General features: G+C 51.9%; 21 protein-coding genes. 4 read left to right on the top strand and 17 right to left on the bottom strand.

Annotated elements, in window-relative coordinates:
* Nucleotides 1–7 precede the first annotated feature (7 nt).
* The 5 genes from GE278_05115 to purL form a co-directional block, all read right to left on the bottom strand.
* Nucleotides 8–1015 carry a fatty acid desaturase gene (locus tag GE278_05115; GenBank protein QLK60191.1) on the bottom strand — a complete coding sequence of 336 codons (1008 nt, stop codon included), beginning with the start codon at nt 1013–1015 and terminating at the stop codon, nt 8–10.
* 171 nt (nt 1016–1186) lie between these two features.
* Nucleotides 1187–2488 carry a bifunctional glucose-1-phosphatase/inositol phosphatase gene (locus GE278_05110; protein ID QLK60190.1) on the bottom strand — a complete coding sequence of 434 codons (1302 nt, stop codon included), beginning with the start codon at nt 2486–2488 and terminating at the stop codon, nt 1187–1189.
* Nucleotides 2489–2662: 174 nt separating this feature from the next.
* A complete protein-coding gene (gene pagP / locus GE278_05105; GenBank protein QLK63201.1) occupies nt 2663–3274 on the bottom strand; it encodes a lipid IV(A) palmitoyltransferase PagP in 612 nt (203 codons plus the stop codon).
* Between the two features lie 261 nt (nt 3275–3535).
* Complete coding sequence (gene pagP / locus GE278_05100) at nt 3536–4159, bottom strand: lipid IV(A) palmitoyltransferase PagP (protein ID QLK60189.1); 624 nt, start codon at nt 4157–4159, stop codon at nt 3536–3538.
* Nucleotides 4160–4436: 277 nt separating this feature from the next.
* A complete protein-coding gene (purL, locus tag GE278_05095; protein ID QLK60188.1) occupies nt 4437–8327 on the bottom strand; it encodes a phosphoribosylformylglycinamidine synthase in 3891 nt (1296 codons plus the stop codon).
* A 278-nt stretch (nt 8328–8605) separates the two neighbouring features.
* On the opposite strand from purL, the gene mltF reads away from it, so the two are divergent.
* Nucleotides 8606–10066 carry a membrane-bound lytic murein transglycosylase MltF gene (mltF, locus tag GE278_05090; protein ID QLK60187.1) on the top strand — a complete coding sequence of 487 codons (1461 nt, stop codon included), beginning with the start codon at nt 8606–8608 and terminating at the stop codon, nt 10064–10066.
* An 8-nt stretch (nt 10067–10074) separates the two neighbouring features.
* On the opposite strand, the gene tadA is transcribed toward mltF, so the two are convergent.
* The 4 genes from tadA to murQ all read right to left on the bottom strand — a co-directional run bounded on the left by tadA (nt 10075) and on the right by murQ (nt 13745).
* Nucleotides 10075–10632, bottom strand: a complete 558-nt coding sequence (gene tadA, locus GE278_05085; GenBank protein ID QLK60186.1) for a tRNA adenosine(34) deaminase TadA — start codon at nt 10630–10632, stop codon at nt 10075–10077.
* Between the two features lie 183 nt (nt 10633–10815).
* A complete protein-coding gene (gene aphA / locus GE278_05080) occupies nt 10816–11454 on the bottom strand; it encodes an acid phosphatase AphA (protein QLK60185.1) in 639 nt (212 codons plus the stop codon).
* Between the two features lie 4 nt (nt 11455–11458).
* Nucleotides 11459–12823 carry a PTS sugar transporter subunit IIC gene (locus GE278_05075; GenBank protein ID QLK63200.1) on the bottom strand — a complete coding sequence of 455 codons (1365 nt, stop codon included), beginning with the start codon at nt 12821–12823 and terminating at the stop codon, nt 11459–11461.
* Nucleotides 12824–12851: 28 nt separating this feature from the next.
* Nucleotides 12852–13745 (bottom strand): N-acetylmuramic acid 6-phosphate etherase, encoded by an 894-nt coding sequence (gene murQ / locus GE278_05070; GenBank protein ID QLK63199.1) that lies wholly within the window; start codon nt 13743–13745, stop codon nt 12852–12854.
* A 154-nt stretch (nt 13746–13899) separates the two neighbouring features.
* On the opposite strand from murQ, the gene GE278_05065 reads away from it, so the two are divergent.
* A complete protein-coding gene (locus GE278_05065) occupies nt 13900–14748 on the top strand; it encodes a MurR/RpiR family transcriptional regulator (GenBank protein ID QLK60184.1) in 849 nt (282 codons plus the stop codon).
* Between the two features lie 100 nt (nt 14749–14848).
* Nucleotides 14849–15103: a YfhL family 4Fe-4S dicluster ferredoxin gene (locus GE278_05060; protein QLK60183.1), complete on the top strand. Its 255-nt coding sequence runs from the start codon at nt 14849–14851 to the stop codon at nt 15101–15103.
* Nucleotide 15104: 1 nt separating this feature from the next.
* Here the strand turns inward: GE278_05060 and GE278_05055 are convergent, their stop codons facing one another.
* The 7 genes from GE278_05055 to lepA form a co-directional block, all read right to left on the bottom strand.
* The gene (locus tag GE278_05055) at nt 15105–15485 is read right to left on the bottom strand and encodes a holo-ACP synthase (GenBank protein ID QLK60182.1); all 381 of its coding nucleotides are present in this window, start codon (nt 15483–15485) and stop codon (nt 15105–15107) included.
* Complete coding sequence (pdxJ, locus tag GE278_05050) at nt 15485–16216, bottom strand: pyridoxine 5'-phosphate synthase (protein ID QLK60181.1); 732 nt, start codon at nt 16214–16216, stop codon at nt 15485–15487. Before pdxJ ends, GE278_05055 begins: the two co-directional genes overlap by 1 nt.
* A gap of 103 nt (nt 16217–16319) precedes the next feature.
* Complete coding sequence (recO, locus tag GE278_05045; GenBank protein ID QLK60180.1) at nt 16320–17057, bottom strand: DNA repair protein RecO; 738 nt, start codon at nt 17055–17057, stop codon at nt 16320–16322.
* A gap of 11 nt (nt 17058–17068) precedes the next feature.
* Nucleotides 17069–17974 carry a GTPase Era gene (era, locus tag GE278_05040; protein QLK60179.1) on the bottom strand — a complete coding sequence of 302 codons (906 nt, stop codon included), beginning with the start codon at nt 17972–17974 and terminating at the stop codon, nt 17069–17071.
* Nucleotides 17971–18651 carry a ribonuclease III gene (locus GE278_05035; GenBank protein QLK60178.1) on the bottom strand — a complete coding sequence of 227 codons (681 nt, stop codon included), beginning with the start codon at nt 18649–18651 and terminating at the stop codon, nt 17971–17973. The genes era and GE278_05035 overlap by 4 nt, the downstream gene beginning before the upstream one ends.
* Nucleotides 18652–18924: 273 nt before the next feature.
* On the bottom strand, nt 18925–19902 hold the full coding sequence (lepB, locus tag GE278_05030; GenBank protein ID QLK60177.1) for a signal peptidase I: 978 nt from the start codon (nt 19900–19902) through the stop codon (nt 18925–18927).
* A gap of 28 nt (nt 19903–19930) precedes the next feature.
* Nucleotides 19931–21733: an elongation factor 4 gene (gene lepA / locus GE278_05025; protein ID QLK60176.1), complete on the bottom strand. Its 1803-nt coding sequence runs from the start codon at nt 21731–21733 to the stop codon at nt 19931–19933.
* Between the two features lie 423 nt (nt 21734–22156).
* On the opposite strand from lepA, the gene GE278_05020 reads away from it, so the two are divergent.
* Nucleotides 22157–22972 carry a hypothetical protein gene (locus tag GE278_05020; protein ID QLK60175.1) on the top strand — a complete coding sequence of 272 codons (816 nt, stop codon included), beginning with the start codon at nt 22157–22159 and terminating at the stop codon, nt 22970–22972.
* A gap of 63 nt (nt 22973–23035) precedes the next feature.
* On the opposite strand, the gene rseC is transcribed toward GE278_05020, so the two are convergent.
* Entirely contained in the window at nt 23036–23518 is a 483-nt protein-coding gene (rseC, locus tag GE278_05015) for a SoxR-reducing system protein RseC (protein ID QLK60174.1), read from the bottom strand.
* Nucleotides 23519–23532 lie beyond the last annotated feature (14 nt).

The following is a 23532-nucleotide window of genomic DNA, read 5'->3' as shown; positions in this document are numbered from 1 at the left end:
GACTCCGTCAGGGGGTGTCCTGCTGATAATCATAGTCGCTGCGGGGCGGTTGCGCTGGCAGTCCATCGGGTGCAAAAGGATGACTTTCTACGCTCACCGGAGACCTCGAGTGATCGCGAAACCACTGCCGGTAACCTTTCACCACGAAACCCTCACTACGCGCAATGTAAGCCTCGCGATCGGCGACATACACCTTACGTAACGCAAACCACGGCACGCCAGGCAGATCGTGATGCACCAGATGGTAATTCAGATTAAGAAACAAGATCCGCCATACCAGCCCCGCTTCGTTCAGGGTAGAACGGGCCTCGGGTGCATGTTCGGCGCGGTGTTCAAAGAAAGAGCGCACTTTTGTCAGGCTAAGCGCCGGATAACTTACCGCCAGAATAAAAAAGACAGGCGATAAACCGAACGGTGCCATCCAGTACAGCAACCCGCCCAGTAAAACGCCATGCGTCAGCCACATCGTGGTTGCTCGCGCATCACCACGACACACCGCCGTGAGTGCGCCGGTCAGCGTGCTGCAAATATCCAGCAGCGGGCCGATGAGCATTCTGCCCGGCAGAGTATTGCGTAATCTAACCAGCGCTTTCATTGCTGGTGAAAGCGCTTCCCAGCTGTTACGGCTGAAGTAATACCCTTCCGGATCGTCGCCAGGCAACGTGAGATGTTCGTTAATGTGATGCTGTAAATGGGTATCGCGATACAGGCCATACGGATACCAGACCGCCAGCGGCAGCGTTCCAAACAGCTGGTTAAGCCAGGGTTTGCGGGTCGGATGGCCGTGAATAAGTTCATGTTGCAGCGACATGTACCATGTGGTGAACCAAATCAGCAGTGGCGTGCCGATCCATACTCCGAGTGACGTCCAGAATATGACGACGGCAAACCAGCCGCTGTAAACGACAAGGATAAGCGCCCACGTCGGCAATTCCAGCCGCCAAAGAATGTGCCGGGATAGAGCACTAATATCCGCCCGCTGTCGAGTGCTGAGATAAAATGAGGTAGACGCCATAATTTGCCGCGCTGCTGTTGATAAGGACTTCGGCAAATTATCCCGCATCCCGACATTTCAGCGAACTGACTTAAAATGCATTCTATTGCCGGTTAAACGCTAAAGCCCGGCGGGACCGTTCAGGCGTAAAAAAGCCCGCCGGAGCGGGCCTAAGACATCCTGTTACTTCGCTTAGCCTCGCAGATCTTTCTGCACGGCCTGAGTAAATTCTTCCATCGGGCAGAAGCCCTGTTTATCAACGGCACAGCCTTCGATTTGCAGCGTCACACGCTCAGGAGGGTTTTTGATACTCAGCGCAACGTTGTTACGGATCTGCTTCGCTGTCGGATAAATATATTCGATCTTCATCAGATCTTTGTTGGCTTTCTTATCATGCCAGCGCTGGAAAACAACGGTACCGCTGATTGGCGTACGTTCGTACTGGCCCGGCAAGGTGTAGTCCTGTGTTTTCAGCGCTGCGAGCAGCGAGGCGATATTCGAGTCGTGACCGACCAGCACGGCCAGTTTTGACTGCTGCGCCGCTTTCTCATCAGCAGTATTCGCCAGTTTTGGATCCAGTGAGCCTGCAATAAAGGTGAGTAACGGCTTAGCGGCGTTAGCCGCAATGGTTGGCGAGCCGAACAGGGTCTCGTGATACAGATTCTTGATGGTTTCCAGCTTCGTCCATTGCTCAGGCGTACTGATTTTTCCCCATGCGATGTCTTTCATCGGGAAACCTTCGTAATACTGCAACATAAACGCGTCGGTCGCACCGGTCGCCATGCGCAGAGGCCCGGTGATGCCCGGCTCTTTGCCCTGCGTCAGCACGACTTCCGACGGCTGCGATGCCAGATCGCACTGTTGTTTCTCTTTGCAGATTTTGCTGTTCTTGTAATCGAGAATACTTTCCAGCAACTGGTAATTCGGTTTCAGACGCTGATTCAGCCCTGCCAGCCCCCCCTCACCGGCATGCTGATTAACAGAATTCAGCGCACTGGTTTTGAAGGTATCGTTCACTTCAGCAGTAATAATGGGGTTGAATACTGGATCCATTTTACCGATTTCAACACGGTTGATAACCGACACATCACAGCCTGGGAAAGCGCCGGCAGTAAAGTGTTTCGCGGTATCAATGGTACGCGGTAAACTGTTGGCATAAGTGAAAACTTGCGCGTTTGCAGGGCATCCGGCGGCAGACAACAGTTTGTCTTTCGCCAGCCATGCGCGGAAATAATGGCCCATATGTTCGGAAACCTGACCGCCTTTTGGCGTCAGCAAGCCGCCTTCGGTTTTCCAGACAGGCCAGGTGTGCGTGGTGGATTCGGCCAGCACATCACCATAATTGACCAGCGGCGCACGGATACCGTGGCGGCTGAGCACCAGCACCTGTTGCAGTTCTAAGTTATCGGACTGAGCGGCCTGAGCGACAGGCATGGAGAGCGGCAAAACGCAGGCAAGTGCAGACAATGCAAGAAAACGGGATGCTTTTTTCACGAGTGATCCTCTTGATGAATAGTTTTGTAGATTCCCTGAAAACAAAAAATCACCACAGGATCCAACAGATTGATTCCTGCGGTGAATTTTCAGCATAGTGTAATATTCACCAGAAGTGGGGGATCAGGTTCACAACCTGCGCCCAGTACTTTGTTCAGTCACAAAGAAAGTCACTCAGAACTGATAACGCAGCCAGGCAAAGAACACGTTGCCGTTATTGTAAGTGCCCGGAATATAGGTCGCCTGAAAAGTGAGTTTGTTATAGCCGACCGAGGCCAGCGGTAATACTATCGGAATAGGAATATATTTATAGTCATCACGCGCGGTTACTGCAGCGGTATAACCTAAACCTAAACGAAAATTTTTATCATTTATTGGCTGCCATATTTTTTCCCAGCCGTAACCGCCTATCGGCTCCCACTTATTATGAGAGTCTTTAAACGCCATAAAATAGATGCCGTTCCAGTTTCCTTTCTCATCATAACGGGAAATGCCATAACCACCGCCCCACGGACGCTCGTTATATCTGTCAGTTTTTTCCTTGTCATAAGTCAGACGATTGTGCCAGGTAATCACCGGCAGATAGAGATCCTGCTTATCTGACTCGTTCCAGGTATCGGACACGTTCTCTTTGAAAGCATCCCACATCACCGGAAAAATAGATTCTGTTCCGTCTTTATTGGGACTGTTCATCGGGTCGAGCCCGCTATTGGTTGCCCAGGCTGGCGAACTTAAACCTAATATCAGAACGACAATCAAACAGCCTGTAACTTTATTGATTAACATTTTCACAATAACTCCCTGCATTGAGGTAGTATCATAAACAAAGCTTGGTTCAATAAAGTAAACGAAGGTGTAACGAAAGAACTCCGCCAACCTTAATTTAATGAATTTACAGCAATTAAATTCCGTATTATCAGAATAATCCTTAAATGATTTAGATTTTGTTTAGACAATTATCTTCCAACCGCCCTTCCTCACTAAGAATATTCTCAGAGATACTGAAGGAGTTATCTTATTATTAAACTAAAAAAATTAAATTAACTATCAAAACTGAAAGCGGAACCAGCCAAAGAGCACGTTACCTTTGCTATTGGCGCCTGGCACGTAGGTTGCCTGAAACGTCAGCCGTGAATAGCCTGCGGAAACCAGCGGCAGAACCATCGGGAAAGGAACGTAATCATAATTATCACGCGCCGAGACGGCAGTAATATATCCGGCACCTAAACGAAATTCTTTATCATTGAGCGGTTGCCATATTTTTTCATAACCATAACCGACAACAGGTTCCCATTTATTAAAGGAGTCTTTGAACGCCATTGCATAAAGCGCATGCCAGTTTCCTTTTTCGTCATAGCGAGAAACACCATAACCCCCACCCCAGGGATGTTCATTATATCCATCAATTTGTTTTTTACTGTGAGTATGGCGATTATGGCGTGTTAATACTGGCAGAAAGAGATCCTGATGCTGCGGAGCATTCCAGGTTTCTGCAATATTATTTTTATATGCAGACCATAAACTTTCGTTATTACCATTTTCGGAAACAGTTTTAGTTTGTGGAACAATAACGCTTTCATCAGCTTGAGCGGTATTAGCGCCAATAAGTAAAAAAGCAAAAATTGAAAAAGAGAACACTGCGCGAATATTCACGAAACGGATGTTTTTCATTGGCCTGATCGCCCTGTTAATTTGACCGGGCCATCATATAATGTAAAAAATATACATATACTTAATCAGACATTAGGCAATCATAAACAATGTAGATGTATTGATTTATAAATGTATAAAAACAAGGCGTTAGGAATTATGCGCATAAAACACTGAAACATTGACTTACATTTATGAGTTCTGGCTTATGCATGCCACTTATTTTTGGACGTTAAAATATAAAAAAATCCGCAGGCTTTCGCGCTGCGGATTTTTATTACTGACATAATGTAGAGGATCAGCCCAGCTGTTTACGCGCATTACGGAACATGCGCATCCACGGACTGTCTTCGCCCCACTCTTCCGGGTGCCAGGAGTTGCTGACAGTACGGAAGACACGCTCCGGATGCGGCATCATCACAGTAACGCGGCCTGAGAGGTTAGTCACAGCGGTGATGCCATTCGGTGAACCATTTGGATTCGCCGGATAGTTTTCCGTCACCTGACCGTGGTTATCCACAAAGCGCAGCGCCACCAGATTACGGTGCTCAATCTGCGCCAGATGCGCAGCATCTCGCACTTCCACATGGCCTTCGCCGTGTGAAACCGCAATTGGCATACGTGAACCGGCCATGCCCTGCATGAACATTGACGGGCTGGCAGTCACTTCCACCAGACTGAAGCGCGCTTCGAAGCGGTCAGACAGGTTGCGCACAAATCGTGGCCAGTGTTCTGCGCCCGGAATCAGCTCTTTCAGGTTGGACATCATCTGACAGCCGTTACACACGCCCAGTGCCAGCGTTTGCGGACGATGGAAGAATTCGGCGAATTCTTCACGCACGCGATCGTTAAAGAGAACAGACTTCGCCCAGCCCTCGCCCGCGCCCAGCACATCACCGTAGGAGAAACCACCGCACGCCACCAGCGTGTGGAAATCCTGCAAATCACGGCGACCGGCCAGCAGATCGCTCATGTGGACGTCTACCGCGTCGAAACCTGCACGGTGGAAGGCGGCTGCCATTTCCACGTGGGAGTTCACGCCCTGCTCGCGCAGCACGGCGACTTTCGGACGCGCACCTTTGGCGATGTATGGCGCGGCGACGTCTTCGTCCGTTGCGAACGTCAGTTTGACGTTCAGACCCGGATCGAGATCGTGCGTTTTGGCCTGATGTTCCTGATCGGCACATTCCGGGTTATCACGCAGACGCTGCATCTGCCAGGTAGTTTCCGCCCACCAGGTACGCAGTGTGGTGCGGCTTTCGCTGTACACCGGCTTGTCGCCATGAGTGATAATGAAACGGTCGCCGGTTTCCACTGTGCCGAGATAATGCGCACACTTCGCCAGACCAAACTTCGCCAGCGTTTGCTCAACCGCTTCGCGATCTTCGGCACGAACCTGAATCACCGCACCCAGTTCTTCATTGAACAGTGCAGCCAGCGCGTCATTGCCAAGCGCGGCGATATCAGCCGTCAGGCCGCAATGACCGGCAAAGGCCATTTCGGCCAGTGTAACCAGTAAGCCGCCGTCGGAACGGTCATGGTAAGCCAGCAGTTTTTGCTCCGAGACCAGCGCCTGCATAGCGTTGAAGAAGCCACCGAGCTGCTCTGCACTGCGCACGTCGGCAGGGGTGTTACCCAATTGACGATAAACTTGTGCCAGCGCCGTGGCACCCAGTGCATTGTGACCGGCCCCCAGATCCACCAGCAGCAGCGCGGTGTCGCCTTTATCGGTACGCAGCTGCGGCGTCACGGTATGACGCACATCTTCGACGCGGGCAAACGCGGTGATCACCAGAGACAGCGGTGACGTCATCTCGCGCTGTTCGTTGCCTTCCTGCCAGCGGGTTTTCATCGACATGGAGTCTTTGCCCACCGGAATGGTGATGCCCAGCGCCGGACACAGCTCTTCGCCCACGGCTTTCACTGCCGCATACAGACCGGCATCTTCGCCCGGATGACCGGCCGCCGACATCCAGTTAGCCGAAAGCTTAACGCGCTTAAGGCTGCCGATTTCTACCGCAGCAATGTTGGTCAGCGCTTCGCCGACGGCCATGCGCCCGGAAGCGGCGAAGTCCAGCAACGCTATTGGGGCACGTTCGCCCAGAGACATCGCTTCACCATAATAGCTGTCGAGGCTGGCGGTGGTGACCGCGCAGTCAGCCACCGGGATCTGCCACGGGCCGACCATCTGATCACGCGCGACCATGCCGGTCACGGTGCGGTCACCGATGGTGATCAGGAAGGTTTTTTCTGCCACCGCAGGCAGATGCATTACGCGTTTTACCGCTTCGGCGATCTGAATATTTTGCGCGTTAAGGTTATCACCGCTCGCTTTCAGCGTGGTGACATCACGGGTCATTTTCGGCGTTTTGCCAAGCAGCACGTCCAGCGGCATATCGATCGGCTGGTTGTCGAAATGGCTGTCTTCCAGAGACAAGTGCATTTCTTCTGTGGCTTCGCCAATAACGGCGTAAGGCGCGCGCTCACGTTTACAGATGGCATCGAACTGCTCAAGCTGAGCCGGTGCAACGGCCATCACGTAGCGTTCCTGAGATTCGTTACACCACACTTCCAGCGGACTCATGCCCGGCTCGTCGTTGAGGATATCACGCAGCTGGAAGCGGCCGCCGCGGTTGCCGTCGCTCACCAGTTCCGGCATGGCGTTGGATAAGCCGCCCGCGCCGACATCATGGATAAACAGAATCGGGTTGGCTTCACCGAGCTGCCAGCAGCGATCGATGACTTCCTGGCAGCGTCGTTCCATTTCTGGGTTATCGCGCTGTACGGAAGCAAAATCCAAATCTGCATCGGACTGACCTGAGGCCATAGAAGAGGCCGCACCACCGCCCAGCCCGATATTCATCGCCGGACCACCAAGAACGATAAGCTTAGCGCCGACGGTAATTTCGCCTTTCTGCACGTGATCGGCACGGATATTACCGATACCGCCCGCCAGCATAATCGGCTTGTGGTAACCGCGTAGTTCCGGGCCATTGTGGCTGTTGACGTTTTCTTCGTAAGTGCGGAAGTAGCCCAGCAACGCCGGGCGACCAAATTCGTTGTTGAACGCTGCGCCGCCCAGCGGACCGTCGGTCATGATATCGAGCGCGGTAACGATGCGATCCGGCTTACCGAAATCTTCTTCCCACGGCTGTTCAAAGCCCGGAATACGCAGGTTAGAAACGGAGAAACCGACCAGACCCGCTTTAGGTTTTGCCCCACGACCGGTTGCGCCTTCGTCACGGATTTCACCGCCGGAGCCGGTTGCCGCACCCGGCCACGGAGAGATCGCCGTCGGGTGGTTATGAGTTTCGACTTTCATCAGAATATGCGCCTGCTCCTGATGGAAATCGTACAGACCGTCTTTCGCATCGGCGTAAAAACGGCCGACCTGCGAACCTTCCATCACAGCGGCGTTATCTTTATACGCAGAAAGCACGTAGTCCGGCGTCTGTTCGAAGGTGTTTTTGATCATCTTAAACAGGGATTTCGGCTGTGTTTCGCCGTCGATCACCCAGTCAGCATTGAAGATTTTGTGGCGGCAGTGTTCGGAGTTAGCCTGCGCGAACATATAGAGTTCGATGTCAGTCGGGTTGCGCCCCAACGACGTAAAGGCTTCCATCAGGTAATCAATTTCGTCCTGCGCCAGTGCCAGACCCAGTTTGATGTTGGCATTTTCCAGTGCGCTGCGGCCTTCGCCAAGAATATCGACGTGCTGTACCGGCGCGGGCTGATGCTGTGCGAACAAGGCGCTGGCGTCTTCGAACTTACCGAAGAGAGTTTCCATCATCCGGTCATGCAGCAATGCGCCCAGCAGTGTCCACTGCGCTTCGGTCAGCTGCGGTGCCTGTACATAGAATGCCAGACCACGTTCCAGACGCAGCACCTGAGATAAACCGCAGTTGTGAGCGATGTCAGTGGCTTTAGAAGACCACGGAGAAATGGTGCCGGGACGTGGAGTGACCAGCAGTAAGCGGCCAGTAGGAGCGTGTTCAGCGAGAGAAGGACCGTATTTCAGGAGGCGTTGTAACTTGGTTTGTTCGTCCGAACTCAGCGGCGCGCTGACATCGGCAAAGTGTACATATTCGGCGTAGATATCGCTGACCGGAAGGCGGGCATCCTGACAGCGGGACAACAATTTGTTAATGCGAAAAGCCGACAAAGCGGGCGAACCACGCAGTATTTCCATAATCACAGATCTCTCGTCTTCGAAGACACTGACCACAGTGCTTCATTGGGCGCAACAGGGGGAAAACGCGGCCTATTATAAAGAAAGCCATCGCCCGACGAAACCGTTTGCGCAGGGAATATTGATATTCATTTATAGACTGACATTTTGCATGGGTATTATGAATAAAGTTGCAGACTGTCGTTTTGTTGAGCAAAATGCGTCAGCACTGGGGATATAACCATACTAACTGCACAGCATATCGTAAAAAAACAAGAGCGCCGCAGCGAGATAACTATTTGACGCGACTAAAAATTAATTATGTCCTGATGGGAATTGCCGCCCTGTTGCTGGCGCTGGCCTTATGGCCTGCCGTGCCGTGGCACAGGGGTGAAGGCGACCAGTTGGATCAAATAAAATCCCGTGGAGAATTGCGCGTCAGCACGCTCAATTCTCCACTGACTTTTATGGACTCCCCGGAAGGTAATCTCGGCTTCGATTACGAGCTGGCGAAACGCTTTGCAGATTATCTGGGCGTGAAGCTGGTCGTCTCTCAGCACACCACGGTTGACGCCATGTTCAGTGAACTTGACCACGATAACGCCGACATGCTGGCTTCGGGTCTGGTTTACAACAATGAACGGCTGAAAAACTATCGGGCCGGCCCGGAATACTATTCCATTTCGCAACAGCTGGTTTACCGGCAGGGTACCGCACGCCCGAAAAGCTTCGCCGACATTAAAGGTACACTGATGGTTTCCGCCGGCACCGCGCACATCGCGACGCTCGAAGCCGCTGGCAAAAAATTCCCTAACCTGACGTGGAGCACCACCGACAAAATGTCGCCGCGTGACCTGCTGCAACAGGTGGAAAATGGCAAGCTCGATTACACGCTGGGCGACTCAGTGACTATAGCGTTGATGCAACGCGTGTATCCGCGTCTGGCCGTTGCTTTCGACGTCACAGAAGATGAACCCGTCACCTGGTATTACCGCAAGCAGCCGGACGATGACAGTCTCTCCGCCGCCATGCTGGATTTTTTCAGTCAGATTGCCGACGACGGTACTCTGGAGAAACTCGAGGAAAAATATCTCGGCCACGTAGGCGATTTCGATTACGTCGATACCCGCACCTTCCTCAATGCTATCGACAAAACGCTGCCGGACTTACAACCGCTGTTTGAGAAATACGCGCAGGATATCGACTGGCGGTTACTCGCCGCGATTGCCTATCAGGAATCGCACTGGGATCCCCAGGCCAAATCACCGACCGGCGTGCGTGGCGTGATGATGTTAACCCGTGCAACGGCCTCAGGGCTGGACGTGGATGACAGGACCGATGCCGAGCAAAGTATTCGCGGCGGTGCGCTCTATCTTTCAAGGCTGATGGAAAAGATGCCGGAAACCATCCCGCAGGATGAGAAAATCTGGTTTGCCCTTGCCGCCTATAACATGGGTTACGGCCACATGCTGGATGCTCGTAAGCTGACGGCGCAGCAGAAAGCCAATCCCGACAGCTGGGCTGATGTAAAACAGCGGTTGCCGATGCTGAATCAAAAACGCTATATCGGCCGTACAACCTACGGCTATGCGCGTGGGACTCAGGCTTATAACTACGTCGAGAACATTCGCCGCTATCAGCTCAGTCTGGTGGGGTATCTGATGGAAAGAGAGAAACAACAGGCGCAGCAGGCGGCGTTGCAAGCTCAGTTAGGCCAGGGCTATCCGGTGGTGGATGCAAAGGAAGCGCTGGCCGAGTAACTTTGTCACTATTCTTCGGGAGGCACGCCATTGTCAGCCGCGCGTTGCGCCAACCGCAGCGCTTTTTTCTGACTGCGGCGGTAACGGAAGAATGCGCTCAGCTGTTCCGAACAGGCATCGGCCAAAATGCCGGACGTGATTTCTACCTGATGATTCATGCCCGGATGGCGCAGCACATCGAGCAGAGAACCAGCCGCCCCGGTTTTAGCGTCTGCCGCGCCATACACTACGCGGCGGATCCGGCTGTGGATCATCGCGCCCGCGCACATCACACAAGGCTCGAGCGTGACATACAGCGTAGCGTTGATCAGGCGATAGTTTTGCACTACGTTGCCGCCCTGCCGCAGCGCCATAATTTCGGCATGTGCAGTGGGATCGTGATGGCCGATGGAACGGTTCCAGCCTTCGCCAATGACCTGATTATCTAAAACCAGCACCGCGCCGACGGGCACTTCACCTTCATCCTGTGCTTTAAGGGCCAGATTCATGGCATGGTGCATCCAGAACTCATCATCTTTATCTTTTACTTCTGCCAACTCAACCTCTGCCACTTCAACCTCAATCATTATTTCCAGCGGCCATTATACCGTTGTTCATCCGCCCCGCCCATGAATGGTCATCGCGATACGCTAAAACGGATTGATTTGGTGAATAAGTAATATTTTCTAAAGGAATTGGTTGTTGAAACATGGGAAAAGAAAAGGCCGGAAATCCGACCTTTCTTTGAGCAAAGCACAGAGCCGGAAACGTCATTCCAGCTGCTGCAGGTCACCCTGTTTGCTGACCCGAAAACGGTGCTCGCAAAAGTACAGCAGCGGGTTATCCTGCTTGCTGTCGCTGTATCCGCTGTAAAGTTTCAGTGGTGATCCGATGCGGCTTTCCAGCTGTATGACTTTCTCTTCGCCGAGGCAGCGCAGTGGTAAAACCCAGCCACCTTTAGCCCGAGCAATCCGGCTACCCACCAGTTTCACCTGCGGTAAAAACAGCGATTCATGATACACCTGCTTCACAAGATTTTCCGGCGAGCCGGTAATCAGCCAGACTTCGGTATCATCGCTGTCGAGATATTCCCGCAACCGGCGCTGAACCACAGGGAACTCCACCACTTTCTGGCGGAACGCATTCACAAACTGCAACTCCAGCGCTTTTAATCGCGCTTCGCTATGCCCGAAGGTGATCGCCCAAAGCAAAAGGCTCATCGGCCAGCGGGTTGCGCGCCCCTGAAAGAATAACCCCAGCCCAATCAGCGGCAGCAAAGGCACCACCAGAATCAGATTTTGCGGCATACGCCAAAGCAGGAAGCGTAAGAAGGATCCAAACATGTCCTGCTGATGCAGCGTGCCATCAAGATCAAAAAACACTACCCGTCGGTCAGGCTTCGTAGTCAATCCGTCACTCCTCGGGATCGTTGAACCCCATCATCCAGGTAAATATAAAACCAGCTAATACCGTAATGACTAAACCTGCCAGATACAACATCACTTTGCCGGAAACAATGGTCAGCGCCAGCGGCAATCCTGAAATGCCAAATGTGATCACCGTTGCGACTTTCCAGTAACAGATTAGCGCACCTCCGACAGCTCCGCCCAGACATGCGCCGATAAAAGGTCGCCCGAGGGGTAATGTCACGCCAAAAATCAGCGGTTCCCCGATGCCTAAAATGCCGACCGGCAAGGCGCCTTTAATCACTTTTTTCAACCGTGCATTACGGGTTTTCATGTACACCGCAATCGCGGCACCCACCTGCCCGACGCCGGCCATTGCCAGGATCGGCAACAGGGGATTGGAACCGTGCGCCTGAATCAGCTCGACGTGGATCGGCACCAGTCCCTGATGTAAACCTGAGAGTACCAGCGGCAGAAACGCCCCGGCTAAAATAGCGCCGACCAGTAAACCGCCTTTGTCGATGGCGATATTCACGCCGTGCGCGATACCGTCAGAGATAATTCCGCCGAGCGGTTGCAGGATGATGATCGCCAGCGTTGCTGTTACCAGCGTGGTGATCAGCGGATTGAGGATCAGCTCAACGGATTCCGGCAACCACTGCCGCAGGCGTTTTTCCAGCCAGCACATCAGCGCAACCACCAGTAACACGGCAATCACGCCACCACGACCGGGCTGAAGTGCTTCCCCAAATAAGGTGATTTGCGCCAGCGCCGGGCTGGAGAGGATCCCTGCCATCACGCCGCCCATCGCCTGTGAACCACCGAATACCCGCGCAGCGTTCACACCGACCAGAATATTCATGATGGCAAACACCGCACCGCCGAATACCGCCAGCAACCCGAGAATATTCGGATAGTCTGTTGCGATCGAACCGGCAATATCAGGCCTTTTAAGCAGATTGATGATGCCCATGATCAGACCAGAGGCGATAAAGGCCGGAATCAACGGGATGAAGACATCAGCCAGTTTGCGCAGTGCCCCGCTCATTGGCGCGGAGTATTTGGCTTTTGCGTCAGCTTTATTGCGCGCGATATCGCTTTCATCTGTGCCGCTTCGTGCCTGGCTCAGCTGTAAACGCATGGCGTCCACGACTTTCGCCGCCGCCCCCGGCCCGACAATAAACTGATGCTGTTCGCCCTGCTTCAGATAACCCTTTATACCTTCCAGTGTTTTCAGGCTGGTCAGATCCAGAAGCCCGTCGTCGTACACTTCCACGCGGACACGGGTCATGCAGTTTTCCAGCTTACTGATATTGGTTTCACCGCCCACCCCCTGCAAGATCTTTGAAGCCAGCAGGTGAGTTTTGTTCATCGCCGTCGCCATGCTTATCCCCTTTGCTTTAATCCGCCAGAGCTGCGCGCAGGAATCCGTTATGTTTTTTCAGACGTGCGGCGGCCTGCGGCGCATCGATCCCTGCCAGCAACATCAGAATCGCCGGTTTCACTTCAAATTCGGTTTCTGACAATGCCTGTTCAGCGGCTTCGCGCGACGCTCCCGTGGCTTCCACCACAATACGGCAGGCGCGATCGACCAGCTTAACGTTGGTCGCTTTCACATCCACCATCAGGTTCTGATAGACCTTGCCGGTTTTGACCATTGCGCCGGTGGAAATCATATTCAGCACCAGTTTCTGCGCCGTACCGGATTTCAGGCGGGTAGAACCGGTCAGCGCTTCCGGGCCGACAACCGGAGAAATCGCGATACTGGCTTCACGGGCAATCGGCGAATCCGGATTGCAGGAAATCGCAACGGTGGCGCAACCGAGCTGCGTAGCGTAACGCAGCGCGCCAATCACGTAAGGCGTCCGGCCACTGGCGGCAAGCCCCACCACCGTATCTTTGGCGGTCAGGCTGAGATTTTTTAAATCTTCAATGCCCAACGCTTCGTTGTCTTCCGCGCCTTCCACTGCTTTAAGCATCGCGCCCGGCCCACCGGCAATCAGGCCGATTACCATGGTATGCGGGACGCCAAACGTTGGCGGACACTCAGATGCATCCAGCACGCCCAGACGGCCACTGGTTCCTGCGCCGAGATAAATCAGGCGGCCACCGGCTTTAAACGAGGCGGCAGCTTTATCGACAGCCTGCGCGATTTCCGCGAGCACCTTATTGATCGCCTCCGGCACCTTGCGGTCTTCACGGTTAAAGCAGGCCACCAGATCCAGCGTGGACATTTCATCCAGATTCATCGTATCCGGGTTGCGGCTCTCTGAAACCAGAGCACCTAAGTTCATGGTATGGCTCATCACAGACTCCTGAATTTTTAATTCAAATTAATTACATAATACTTGAATATTTTATTCATCAATGCGAGGAATATTTGCTACTTTAAAGAACATAATCAGTAAAACGTGATGTCGGTATTTTGAGGAACGGGGAAAACCCAGCATGAGTTGTATGATTCGGATCCGCCAGCTCTACCCAACGCTGGCACAAAATGATCGCAAGCTGGCCGATTTTTTACTGGAACAGCCGGAGCAGGCACGCCATCTGAGTTCGCAGAAACTGGCGGAAATGGCGGGCGTCAGCCAGTCAGGCGTCGTGAAGTTTGCACAGAAATTAGGGTACAAAGGTTTTCCCGCACTGAAACTGGCGATGAGCGAATCGCTGGCCTCCCCGAAAAACAGAGCGCCTGTAACGGTGCACAATCAGATCCTCAGCACGGACAGTTTGCATGTGGTCGGGGAGAAATTGCTGGCTGAAAAGCAGGCGGCGTTACGCGCTACGCTGGATATTAACGGTGAGCCCCGGTTAAAGATTGGCTTATCAATGCTGGCCGATGCCAGAAAAATTGTGCTGACGGGGATCGGAGCGTCCGGTCTTGTGGCAAGGGATCTGGCGTATAAGCTGCTGAAAATCGGCGTGACGGCCATCGCTGAATCGGATACGCATGTGCTTATCGCTACTGTGCAGGCGCTGTCTAAAAAAGATTTGCTGCTGGCGATTTCATCGAGCGGCGAGCGCAGTGAAATTAATCTGGCGGCGCGGGTCGCACGAGAGAGCGGTGCGAAAGTACTGGCAATCACCGGTTTTACGCCGAATACGCTGCAACAACAGGCCGACCACTGCCTCTATACCGTCGCAGAATTACCGGCCACGCGAGGCGCTGCGCTCTCGGCAACCACAGCACAGTATTCGCTGACCGATCTGCTGTTTGTGGCGCTGGTTCAGCAGGACACCGAACATGCGCCGGAGCGGATCCGCCACAGTGAAGAGTTAGTAAAAAAGCTGGTTTGATCAGGATCAGTTCAGGCGTGGAAAGGCGCTGGCGCGGAAACTATGCCAGCGCAATTCTGGTATACTGCGCGTCCTGATTATTGAAGATACGAGAGATGTTATGGCCCTGCTGATCACTCACAAATGCATTAACTGCGATATGTGCGAACCGGAGTGCCCGAATCAGGCGATCTCGATGGGCAATGAGATTTACGAAATTGACAGCGATCGCTGTACGGAATGTGTCGGCCATTACGATAAGCCGACCTGCCAGAGCGTCTGCCCGATCGACAACACCATCATCATCAATCCGGACCATACCGAATCCAACGAGCAGCTCTGGGACAAATTCGTCGTACTGCATCACGCGGTGTAATTCAATTTTCGATGATTACCGTAGCGCACGCGTAACGTCGCTCATCGGCCAGCGTCACATGCACAGTTTTCACGCCTAATTCCGCTGCCATTTCAGCGGCACGGGCGTGAAATATCAGGCCCGGTTTTCCCAGCACGTCGTTCACTACTTCAAACTGTTCAAACGCCAGCCCGTTGCGGATCCCCGTGCCCAGCGCTTTCGCCGCTGCTTCTTTCACAGCAAAACGCTTTGCCAGAAAGCGAACCGGCTGCTGGTGCTGCTGATAAACAGCCCATTCATTGGCGCACAAAATACGTTTTGCCAGCCGGTCGCCGCTGCGTTCAATTACTGCTTCGATACGGGTTATCTCAACGATATCCGTACCTAAACCTAAAATACTCATTAACGGCGCGCTTCCCGCATCAGGTTTTTCATTTCACGAACGGCACCCGATAAACCATCAATCACTGCCTGACCAATAATTGCGTGGCCGATGTTCAGCTCGTGCATCTCTGGCATCGCCGCAATCGGCTGTACGTTGTGGTAAGTCAGTCCGTGGCCGGCATTCACTTTCAGCCCTTTACCCGCGGCATAAGCAGCGCCCTGCTTGATGCGCTGAAGCTCGGCCTGACGCTCAAGGTCAGTTTTCGCTTCGGCGTAAGCACCGGTATGAATTTCGATATAAGGTGCACCTACGGCTACGGCAGCATCGATCTGACGCAGGTCAGCATCGATAAACAGGGAAACCAGAATGCCCGCTTCACTGAGACGTGAGACGGCAACGGTCATTTTGTCGATCTGCCCGGCAACGTCCAGGCCGCCTTCGGTGGTGACTTCTTCGCGCTTTTCCGGCACCAGACAGCAGAAATGCGGCAGGATTTCACAGGCAATACCGACCATTTCGTCGGTCACTGCCATTTCGAGATTCATACGTGTCTGGATGGTCTGACGCAGAAGACGGACATCACGATCGGTGATATGGCGACGGTCTTCGCGCAGGTGAACGGTGATCCCGTCAGCTCCCGCCTGTTCAGCAATAAACGCAGCCTGAACCGGATCAGGGTAAGCCGTACCGCGTGCATTACGCAGTGTTGCGACATGATCAATGTTAACGCCTAACAGCAACTCAGCCATAACAGCTCCAGATTTGAGAATGGATTAATTTAAGAGTGGATCAATAAGCCAATTTCCGCAGTTTACACCCTACGGTGCAGTGGCGTGTAGTCCGGCAGGAAAATTAGCTGGCAGAATTGTCAGAAGGTGCAACAGGCTTTTTGACATGAAACTGGCGGAACAGCTCACGGCTTTTCAGCGGCTTACCGCCGAGATAGGGCTTGAGTGCAATACGGGTAAAACGTTTGGCGGCACGCAGAGTGGCAACGTCGGGGAAATCACGACTGGCCAGCGCTTTCAAATCTTTACCGGTAAAGCTTGAGTTGTCGATCACCAGACTGGCGATAAACCCTTTCTCTTCGCGATAACGGTAGGTCATGTTGTCACTGACTTCTTCGCCGCTGCCCGCGCAATGCAGAAAATCTACGCCGTAACCCAGATGATGCAGCAGTGCGAGTTCAAACTGACGCAGCGCATATTCCGGAGAGCCGGTGGCACCCGCCAAATTTTGCAGACAGTTGAGATAATCGAAGAATAACGAGGAGTAATTAGCTTCCTGCTCAAGCACGCGGGAAACCAGTTCGTTAACATACAGGCCGCTGTAAAGCATTAAACCCGAAAGGGGAAGTGCCAGGGAGACCGGTTCGGCATTACGCAGGGTTTTCACTTCACCCCGCCCACTCCAGCGAACCAGTAGAGGCGTAAAAGGCTGCAAGCAGCCTTTCAGATTGGACCGGCGGCCACGCGCACCTTTAGCCAGTATGCGCACCCGCCCTTGTCCTTCAGTGAAAAGATCCAGCATGAGACTGGTTTCACTGTAAGGTCGCCCATGCAAAACAAATGCGCGTTGCCAGCCTTCCATAGGCGCGGACCTTATAAGTCGTCTGTATAACCCAGACTGCGCAGCGCACGTTCGTCGTCTGCCCAACCGGATTTGACCTTAACCCACAATTCAAGATGAACTTTCGCTTCAAACATGTTTTCCATGTCCTGACGAGATTCGATACCGATCGTCTTGATTTTTGAGCCTTTATTACCGATAACCATTTTCTTCTGGCCTTCACGTTCTACCAGAATCAGGCCATTGATATCGTAACCGCCACGTTCATTACTCACAAAACGCTCGATTTCTACGGTCACGGAGTAAGGCAGTTCTTCGCCCAGGAAACGCATCAGTTTTTCACGGATGATTTCAGAGGCCATAAAGCGCTGTGAACGGTCAGTAATGTAATCTTCAGGGAAGTGATGAATCGCTTCAGGCAGGCGCTTACGCACGATGCTGGCGATGGTATCTACGTTGATACGTTTTTCGGCAGACATTGGCACGATGTCGATAAAGTTCATCTGTTCACTAAGGAACTGCAAGTGCGGCAACAGCTTCGATTTGTCAGTGACATTATCGATTTTGTTGATAGCCAGCAGAACCGGCGCTTTGATATCGCGCAGTTTATTCACGACCATTTCGTCGTCAGGCGTCCAGTGGGTACCTTCAACCACGAAAATAACCAGTTCAACATCACCAATAGAACTGCTGGCAGCACGGTTCATCAGGCGGTTTATCGCCCTCTTTTCTTCCATGTGCAGTCCGGGGGTGTCCACGTAAATCGCTTGATAAGGGCCTTCGGTATGGATACCCATAATACGGTGACGTGTTGTTTGTGGTTTACGCGAAGTAATGGAGATCTTCTGCCCCAGTAATTCGTTCAGCAAGGTTGATTTACCGACGTTAGGACGGCCAACGATTGCTACAAAACCACAGTAATTCTTTTCTTCGCTCATTCAAGCTCCAGCTGTATCAGCGCTTGTTCCGCTGCCGCCTGCTCGGCTTTTCTGCGGCTTGAACCGGTTCCTACAACCGGCTGATTCAAGCCACTGACCTGGCAGTGGATGGTAAACTCTTGGTCGTGCGCTTCACCGCGAACCTGCACAACCAGATAAGAAGGCAACGGCAGATGGCGACCTTGCAAAAACTCCTGTAAACGGGTTTTTGGGTCTTTCTGCTTATCACCGGGACTGATTTCGTCTAAACGACTACGGTACCAATCGAGAATCAGCTTTTCGACGTTCTGGATATCACTGTCCAGGAATACGCCGCCAATGAGTGCCTCCACGGTATCCGCAAGAATTGACTCACGGCGGAAACCACCACTTTTTAATTCGCCCGGCCCTAAACGTAAGCATTCGCCAAGATCGAATTCACGTGCCATTTCAGCTAACGTATTTCCGCGTACCAGCGTGGCACGCATGCGACTCATATCGCCCTCGTCAACCCGAGGAAAACGTTGGTACAGTGCGTTAGCAATCACATAACTAAGAATGGAATCACCCAGGAACTCTAAACGCTCATTGTGTTTACTGCTTGCGCTGCGGTGAGTCAGTGCCTGCAATAAAAGTTCCTGCTGTTGAAAAGTGTAGCCCAGCTTCCGCTGAAGCCTGTTTATTACGATGGGATTCATGAGTTACCAATAGATCAAGAATGCGTCAAAAACTTCAGCATACGGAACAGGCCTGCTTCGCCCTAAGCCAATCCAAAGCTGTTTCGTTTGCAGTGGCTCTCTCAGTGCATTTTCAATATGAAATTAAAATCCGAAGAGCCAACTTTTATCGCCCGAAGGGTTATTCTACAACGTGTGGATATTTAATGCTGCGCTAATATGCCCGTCATTACTGAAGTTGCAGGGGCTTTCACCTCCTGCAACTCGAATTATTCCGGACAGCAATAACAAGAATTAATGTATTCCACCGATACGGCTTAAACGAACGCCGGTAGGCCATTCACCTTCTTGTTTTTTAAAGCTCATCCAGATGGCAGAAGCTTTACCCACTAAGTTCTTTTCTGGCACAAAGCCCCAATAGCGGCTGTCTGCGCTGTTATCCCGGTTATCGCCCATCATGAAGTAATGGCCGGGCGGAACAACCCAGGTGCCCATCGGCTGGCCCGGTTGCTGATAATAAGCCCCTAACTGGTCACGCGCGCCAGGCACGGTCAGAATGTGATGTGTCACATTACCCAGCGTTTCATTGAACTGAACCAAACGGACGCCATCCTGAGGGACGTTCGCCGTCGGCGGAGTTTCAAAAAATCCACTGCTTGCTTCACCACCGGACGCCTGACCGAAAGTCTGAACAAAATCACTGGCCGCGCCGGCGTCATAGGTCACTGCCAGCGCGGTATTACAATTACTGCCACTTTTGCAGGCAGGATGAATGGTGACTTGCTTACTGAACGGATCGTAAGTCACCCGGTCACCCGGTAAGCCCACGAGGCGTTTAATATAATCCACTTTTGGGTTAAGTGGATATTTGAACACCACGACGTCACCGCGTTTCGGCTCGCCCGTTTCGATCAGTTTAGTCTGAGTAATTGGATCTTTCAGACCGTAGGCATATTTTTCTACCACAATGAAGTCGCCGATTAACAGCGTTGGCATCATGGAACCTGACGGGATCTGGAAGGGTTCATAAATAAATGAACGCACCACAAACACGACTAACAATACCGGGAATACCGAAGCGCAGGTTTCTACCCAACCTGGCTGCTTAGCCACCTTGTTCAGCGTTGTATCGTCAATGGCACCGCCAGTTTCGGCCTTAATTTTGGCAATTTTAGCCCGACGTGCGGGTGCCAGTTTGAAACGATCAAGGCACCAGATAATCCCTGAAACCAGCGTTGCAATCGCCAGAACCAGGGCAAACATGTTAGCCATGCATACTCCCTACAACTCAATTAAGGATTTATTTATTGCCGTCTTTGCCCACATGGAGAATGGCCAGGAACGCTTCCTGAGGCAACTCAACGTTACCCACCTGCTTCATGCGTTTCTTACCATCTTTCTGTTTCTGCAACAGTTTCTTCTTACGACTGACGTCACCGCCGTAGCACTTGGCTAAAACGTTTTTACGTAACTGTTTAACAGTCGAGCGGGCAATAATATGAGCACCAATCGCCGCCTGAATAGCAATGTCGAACTGCTGACGCGGGATTAACTCCTGCATCTTCTCAACCAGCTGGCGCCCGCGACCTTGCGAGTTACCACGGTGAGTGATCAGCGCCAAAGCATCCACGCGTTCACCGTTGATTAGAACATCAACACGTACCATGTCAGAAGCCTGGAAACGTTTGAAATTGTAATCAAGTGAGGCATAACCGCGGGAAGTTGATTTCAGACGGTCAAAGAAATCGAGAACCACTTCTGCCATTGGAATTTCGTAGGTCAGCGCAACCTGGTTACCGTGATAAACCATATTGGTCTGAACGCCACGTTTCTCAATACACAGTGTAATGACGCTGCCCAGATATTCCTGAGGCATCAGCATGTGACACTCAGCGATAGGTTCGCGTAATTCCTGAATATTGTTCAGCGCAGGCAGCTTAGACGGGCTGTCAACGTAGATGATTTCATTACCGGTGGTCACGACTTCATAAACAACCGTCGGTGCCGTGGTAATCAGATCCAGATCGTATTCACGTTCCAGACGCTCCTGAATGATTTCCATGTGCAGCAGGCCAAGGAAGCCAATGCGGAAACCAAAGCCTAGCGCGGTAGAACTTTCTGGTTCATAGAACAATGAGGCATCGTTCAGGCTAAGTTTACCCAGCGCATCGCGGAAGTTTTCATAATCGTCAGAGCTTACCGGGAAAAGACCGGCGTAAACCTGTGGTTTCACTTTTTTGAAACCAGGCAGAACTTTATCCGCAGGATTACGTTGCAGCGTCAGGGTATCGCCTACCGGAGCGCCCAGAATGTCTTTAATCGCACAGACCAGCCAGCCTACTTCGCCGCAGTTCAGAACATCTTTATCAACGCGTTTCGGCGTAAAGATACCCAGACGATCGGCGTTATAAACCTGTCCGGTACTCATCACTTTAATCTTGTCGCCCTTCTTCATTGTGCCGTTTTTGATACGGACCAAAGAGACAACGCCCAGATAGTTATCGAACCATGAGTCGATGATAAGCGCCTGCAGAGGGGCATCAGGATCGCCTTCTGGTGGCGGAACATCACGCACCAGACGTTCCAGGACCTCCGGAACACCGACACCGGTTTTCGCAGAGCAACGCACCGCATCTGTTGCATCGATACCGACGATATCTTCGATTTCCTGTGCAGCACGATCAGGGTCAGCCGCTGGCAAATCGATTTTATTCAGAACCGGCACGACTTCCAGATTCATTTCCATCGCGGTGTAGCAGTTTGCCAGAGTCTGAGCCTCTACGCCCTGCCCCGCATCCACGACCAGCAATGCGCCTTCGCACGCAGCCAGTGAACGGGAAACCTCATAAGAGAAGTCAACGTGGCCGGGAGTGTCGATAAAGTTCAGGTGATAAACTTGACCATCCTTCGCTTTGTAATCGAGGGTCACGCTCTGAGCTTTGATGGTAATGCCGCGTTCGCGCTCAAGATCCATCGAATCGAGGACCTGAGATTCCATTTCACGGTCGGACAATCCACCGCAAATTTGAATAATACGGTCGGACAGCGTCGACTTACCGTGGTCAATGTGGGCAATAATGGAGAAATTTCGTATATGCTTCATTATAAAAGTTTTTCTGCCTTGGTATTTCTGGATCATTCGCCATGAACATACAGCGACGGTTTGTAGGTTGGCTGTCTTTCGCCTAAGTGGCAGCATTCTACATGTCAGCACCGTGAAAACCTAGTCTCGACATAGCCTAACTACAGATTATGCGAGCTTTCCTGAAAGCCAGAACGCGCATTTACCTCAGTTATCTGCGTCACCCTCTGCCAGCAGATACTTTCGGACGTTCCAGATTTCCGATTCTCGACATTCATTGGCCTTTACCGCTTTAGGAAAATGCCCATATACAAAAAGCCCTCTCCATACTTAATATACTGTTATAAAAAGAAAATCTGATTCCATAATTATAATTTCAATCTCCATTCTTCCTTAATCATCTTTTTTATTTTTTTAACTCAATCCGGTCACAAGGTTATCATCATGATCAATGAAGGGCGGCTGCTCAGTCAGCATGGCTTTGCCAAAGCCAACTCGTGGATCACACTGGTCCTGTCAATTCTCTTACTGGTCGCCGGGGCGATACAATTTGCTTTTCTGCTGACCGTTGATCACCCGGCAAACAGCCTCTACAGCGTGTTTTTCACGGCACTGTTAAGCATTGCTTTGGGTGTAGTTCTGATGTTTTTAAGACGCCTGATCCGGCCTCATCAAATCTATCAGTTACATGAAAATGGCATTTTGGTGATTAGCCAGGAAGACAAAAAAAACAGGTTCATCCCATTCGAAAGGATTATGGATATATATCGTTTCAGAACAGGAAAATATTCGCGGCGGTTATTAAATACAATGTTATTTCGCGAAGAAAATAGCAGAATCTGGCACCGTATCACGCCAAATATCGCTAACTCTGAACGGTTAATTGAGATTATTAAAACCGAGCAATTGATGTTTCGCGGCCCGTGGGCACTAAAGACACTCGCACAAGGCGGTGATGTTCATTTTACCAGCATGACGTATTCACGCTGTGGCCTGAAACATTTCTTCAGTACTAACTTCATGATGAATGAGAAAAAAATCAGACTGAGCGCACTGGCGTTGACGCCGGACGAAGGTAAAACCGTGCCGGTTGAGGATATTCAGTTTATCAGCGGGGGAAGTAACAGCCCGCTGGTCCGGTTGCTCGATAAACATGGCAGAATTTTATTCTCCGTTCCGTATGCATCGCTTTCCAGTGCCGATCTTTTTATCGCGCTGATTGAGCATATGATTCAGAACCGGATACCGGTCAGACATTAGAATAGGCTGGATTACAAGGAAGTAAGTCAAAAGCCGCTATCTCGCAGAGATGACGGCTTAATATCAGGATGGGAGGTTCGGTTCTGACTCAGTAGAATAGCGGAATGCATTTGGCGGTAAGCCCACCTGCAAAACCACGGGCTGATAACCTGACTGACCATCAACTTTCGCCGCGAGCATTTTGGCGATCAAAAAACCAAGCCCGCCGCCGAGTACCGCACCGACTACTGCATACATATCTGCTTTAAGCAGTGCCTGTAGCAGGCCGCCACCTAGGATCACGCCAAACAGCGGCGTCATATACACCAAAAATGCCGAACGCAGCAAGCTTCCTTCAGGAATGCCCAGTTCGACTTTTTGTCCCGGCTCCAGGCGCTCAGAAATGTTTACCTGCAGATTATGCTCGGTTTGCGGCCCCAGTTCGTTGAGTACGCGGGCACCACATCCTGAACGTGAATGGCAGCTGCTGCATCCAGCCTGCGTTTCACAACGCAGTGATGCCACACCATCTTGCCAGGAGACCACGGTGGCCCATTCTTTCATCATGTGATCGCCCTTAC

The sequence above is a fragment of the Enterobacteriaceae bacterium Kacie_13 genome (assembly GCA_013457415.1).
Taxonomy (GTDB): Bacteria; Pseudomonadota; Gammaproteobacteria; order Enterobacterales; family Enterobacteriaceae; genus Rahnella.
The sequence above is the reverse complement of the archived record's forward strand: the minus strand, read 5'-3'. Positions and strand labels throughout refer to the sequence as shown.

Excerpts from the sequence above, each read along its gene's own strand:
- GE278_05115 (QLK60191.1), bottom strand. The coding sequence starts at position 1,015 with ATGGCGTCTACCTCATTTTATCTCAGCACTCGACAGCGGGCGGATATT.
- pagP (QLK63201.1), bottom strand. The coding sequence starts at position 3,274 with ATGTTAATCAATAAAGTTACAGGCTGTTTGATTGTCGTTCTGATATTA.
- pagP (QLK60189.1), bottom strand. The coding sequence starts at position 4,159 with ATGAAAAACATCCGTTTCGTGAATATTCGCGCAGTGTTCTCTTTTTCA.
- purL (QLK60188.1), bottom strand. The coding sequence starts at position 8,327 with ATGGAAATACTGCGTGGTTCGCCCGCTTTGTCGGCTTTTCGCATTAAC.
- tadA (QLK60186.1), bottom strand. The coding sequence starts at position 10,632 with ATGATTGAGGTTGAAGTGGCAGAGGTTGAGTTGGCAGAAGTAAAAGAT.
- GE278_05075 (QLK63200.1), bottom strand. The coding sequence starts at position 12,823 with ATGAACAAAACTCACCTGCTGGCTTCAAAGATCTTGCAGGGGGTGGGC.
- murQ (QLK63199.1), bottom strand. The coding sequence starts at position 13,745 with ATGAACTTAGGTGCTCTGGTTTCAGAGAGCCGCAACCCGGATACGATG.
- GE278_05065 (QLK60184.1), top strand. The coding sequence starts at position 13,900 with ATGAGTTGTATGATTCGGATCCGCCAGCTCTACCCAACGCTGGCACAA.
- GE278_05060 (QLK60183.1), top strand. The coding sequence starts at position 14,849 with ATGGCCCTGCTGATCACTCACAAATGCATTAACTGCGATATGTGCGAA.
- GE278_05055 (QLK60182.1), bottom strand. The coding sequence starts at position 15,485 with ATGAGTATTTTAGGTTTAGGTACGGATATCGTTGAGATAACCCGTATC.
- pdxJ (QLK60181.1), bottom strand. The coding sequence starts at position 16,216 with ATGGCTGAGTTGCTGTTAGGCGTTAACATTGATCATGTCGCAACACTG.
- recO (QLK60180.1), bottom strand. The coding sequence starts at position 17,057 with ATGGAAGGCTGGCAACGCGCATTTGTTTTGCATGGGCGACCTTACAGT.
- era (QLK60179.1), bottom strand. The coding sequence starts at position 17,974 with ATGAGCGAAGAAAAGAATTACTGTGGTTTTGTAGCAATCGTTGGCCGT.
- GE278_05035 (QLK60178.1), bottom strand. The coding sequence starts at position 18,651 with ATGAATCCCATCGTAATAAACAGGCTTCAGCGGAAGCTGGGCTACACT.
- lepB (QLK60177.1), bottom strand. The coding sequence starts at position 19,902 with ATGGCTAACATGTTTGCCCTGGTTCTGGCGATTGCAACGCTGGTTTCA.
- lepA (QLK60176.1), bottom strand. The coding sequence starts at position 21,733 with ATGAAGCATATACGAAATTTCTCCATTATTGCCCACATTGACCACGGT.
- GE278_05020 (QLK60175.1), top strand. The coding sequence starts at position 22,157 with ATGATCAATGAAGGGCGGCTGCTCAGTCAGCATGGCTTTGCCAAAGCC.
- rseC (QLK60174.1), bottom strand. The coding sequence starts at position 23,518 with ATGATGAAAGAATGGGCCACCGTGGTCTCCTGGCAAGATGGTGTGGCA.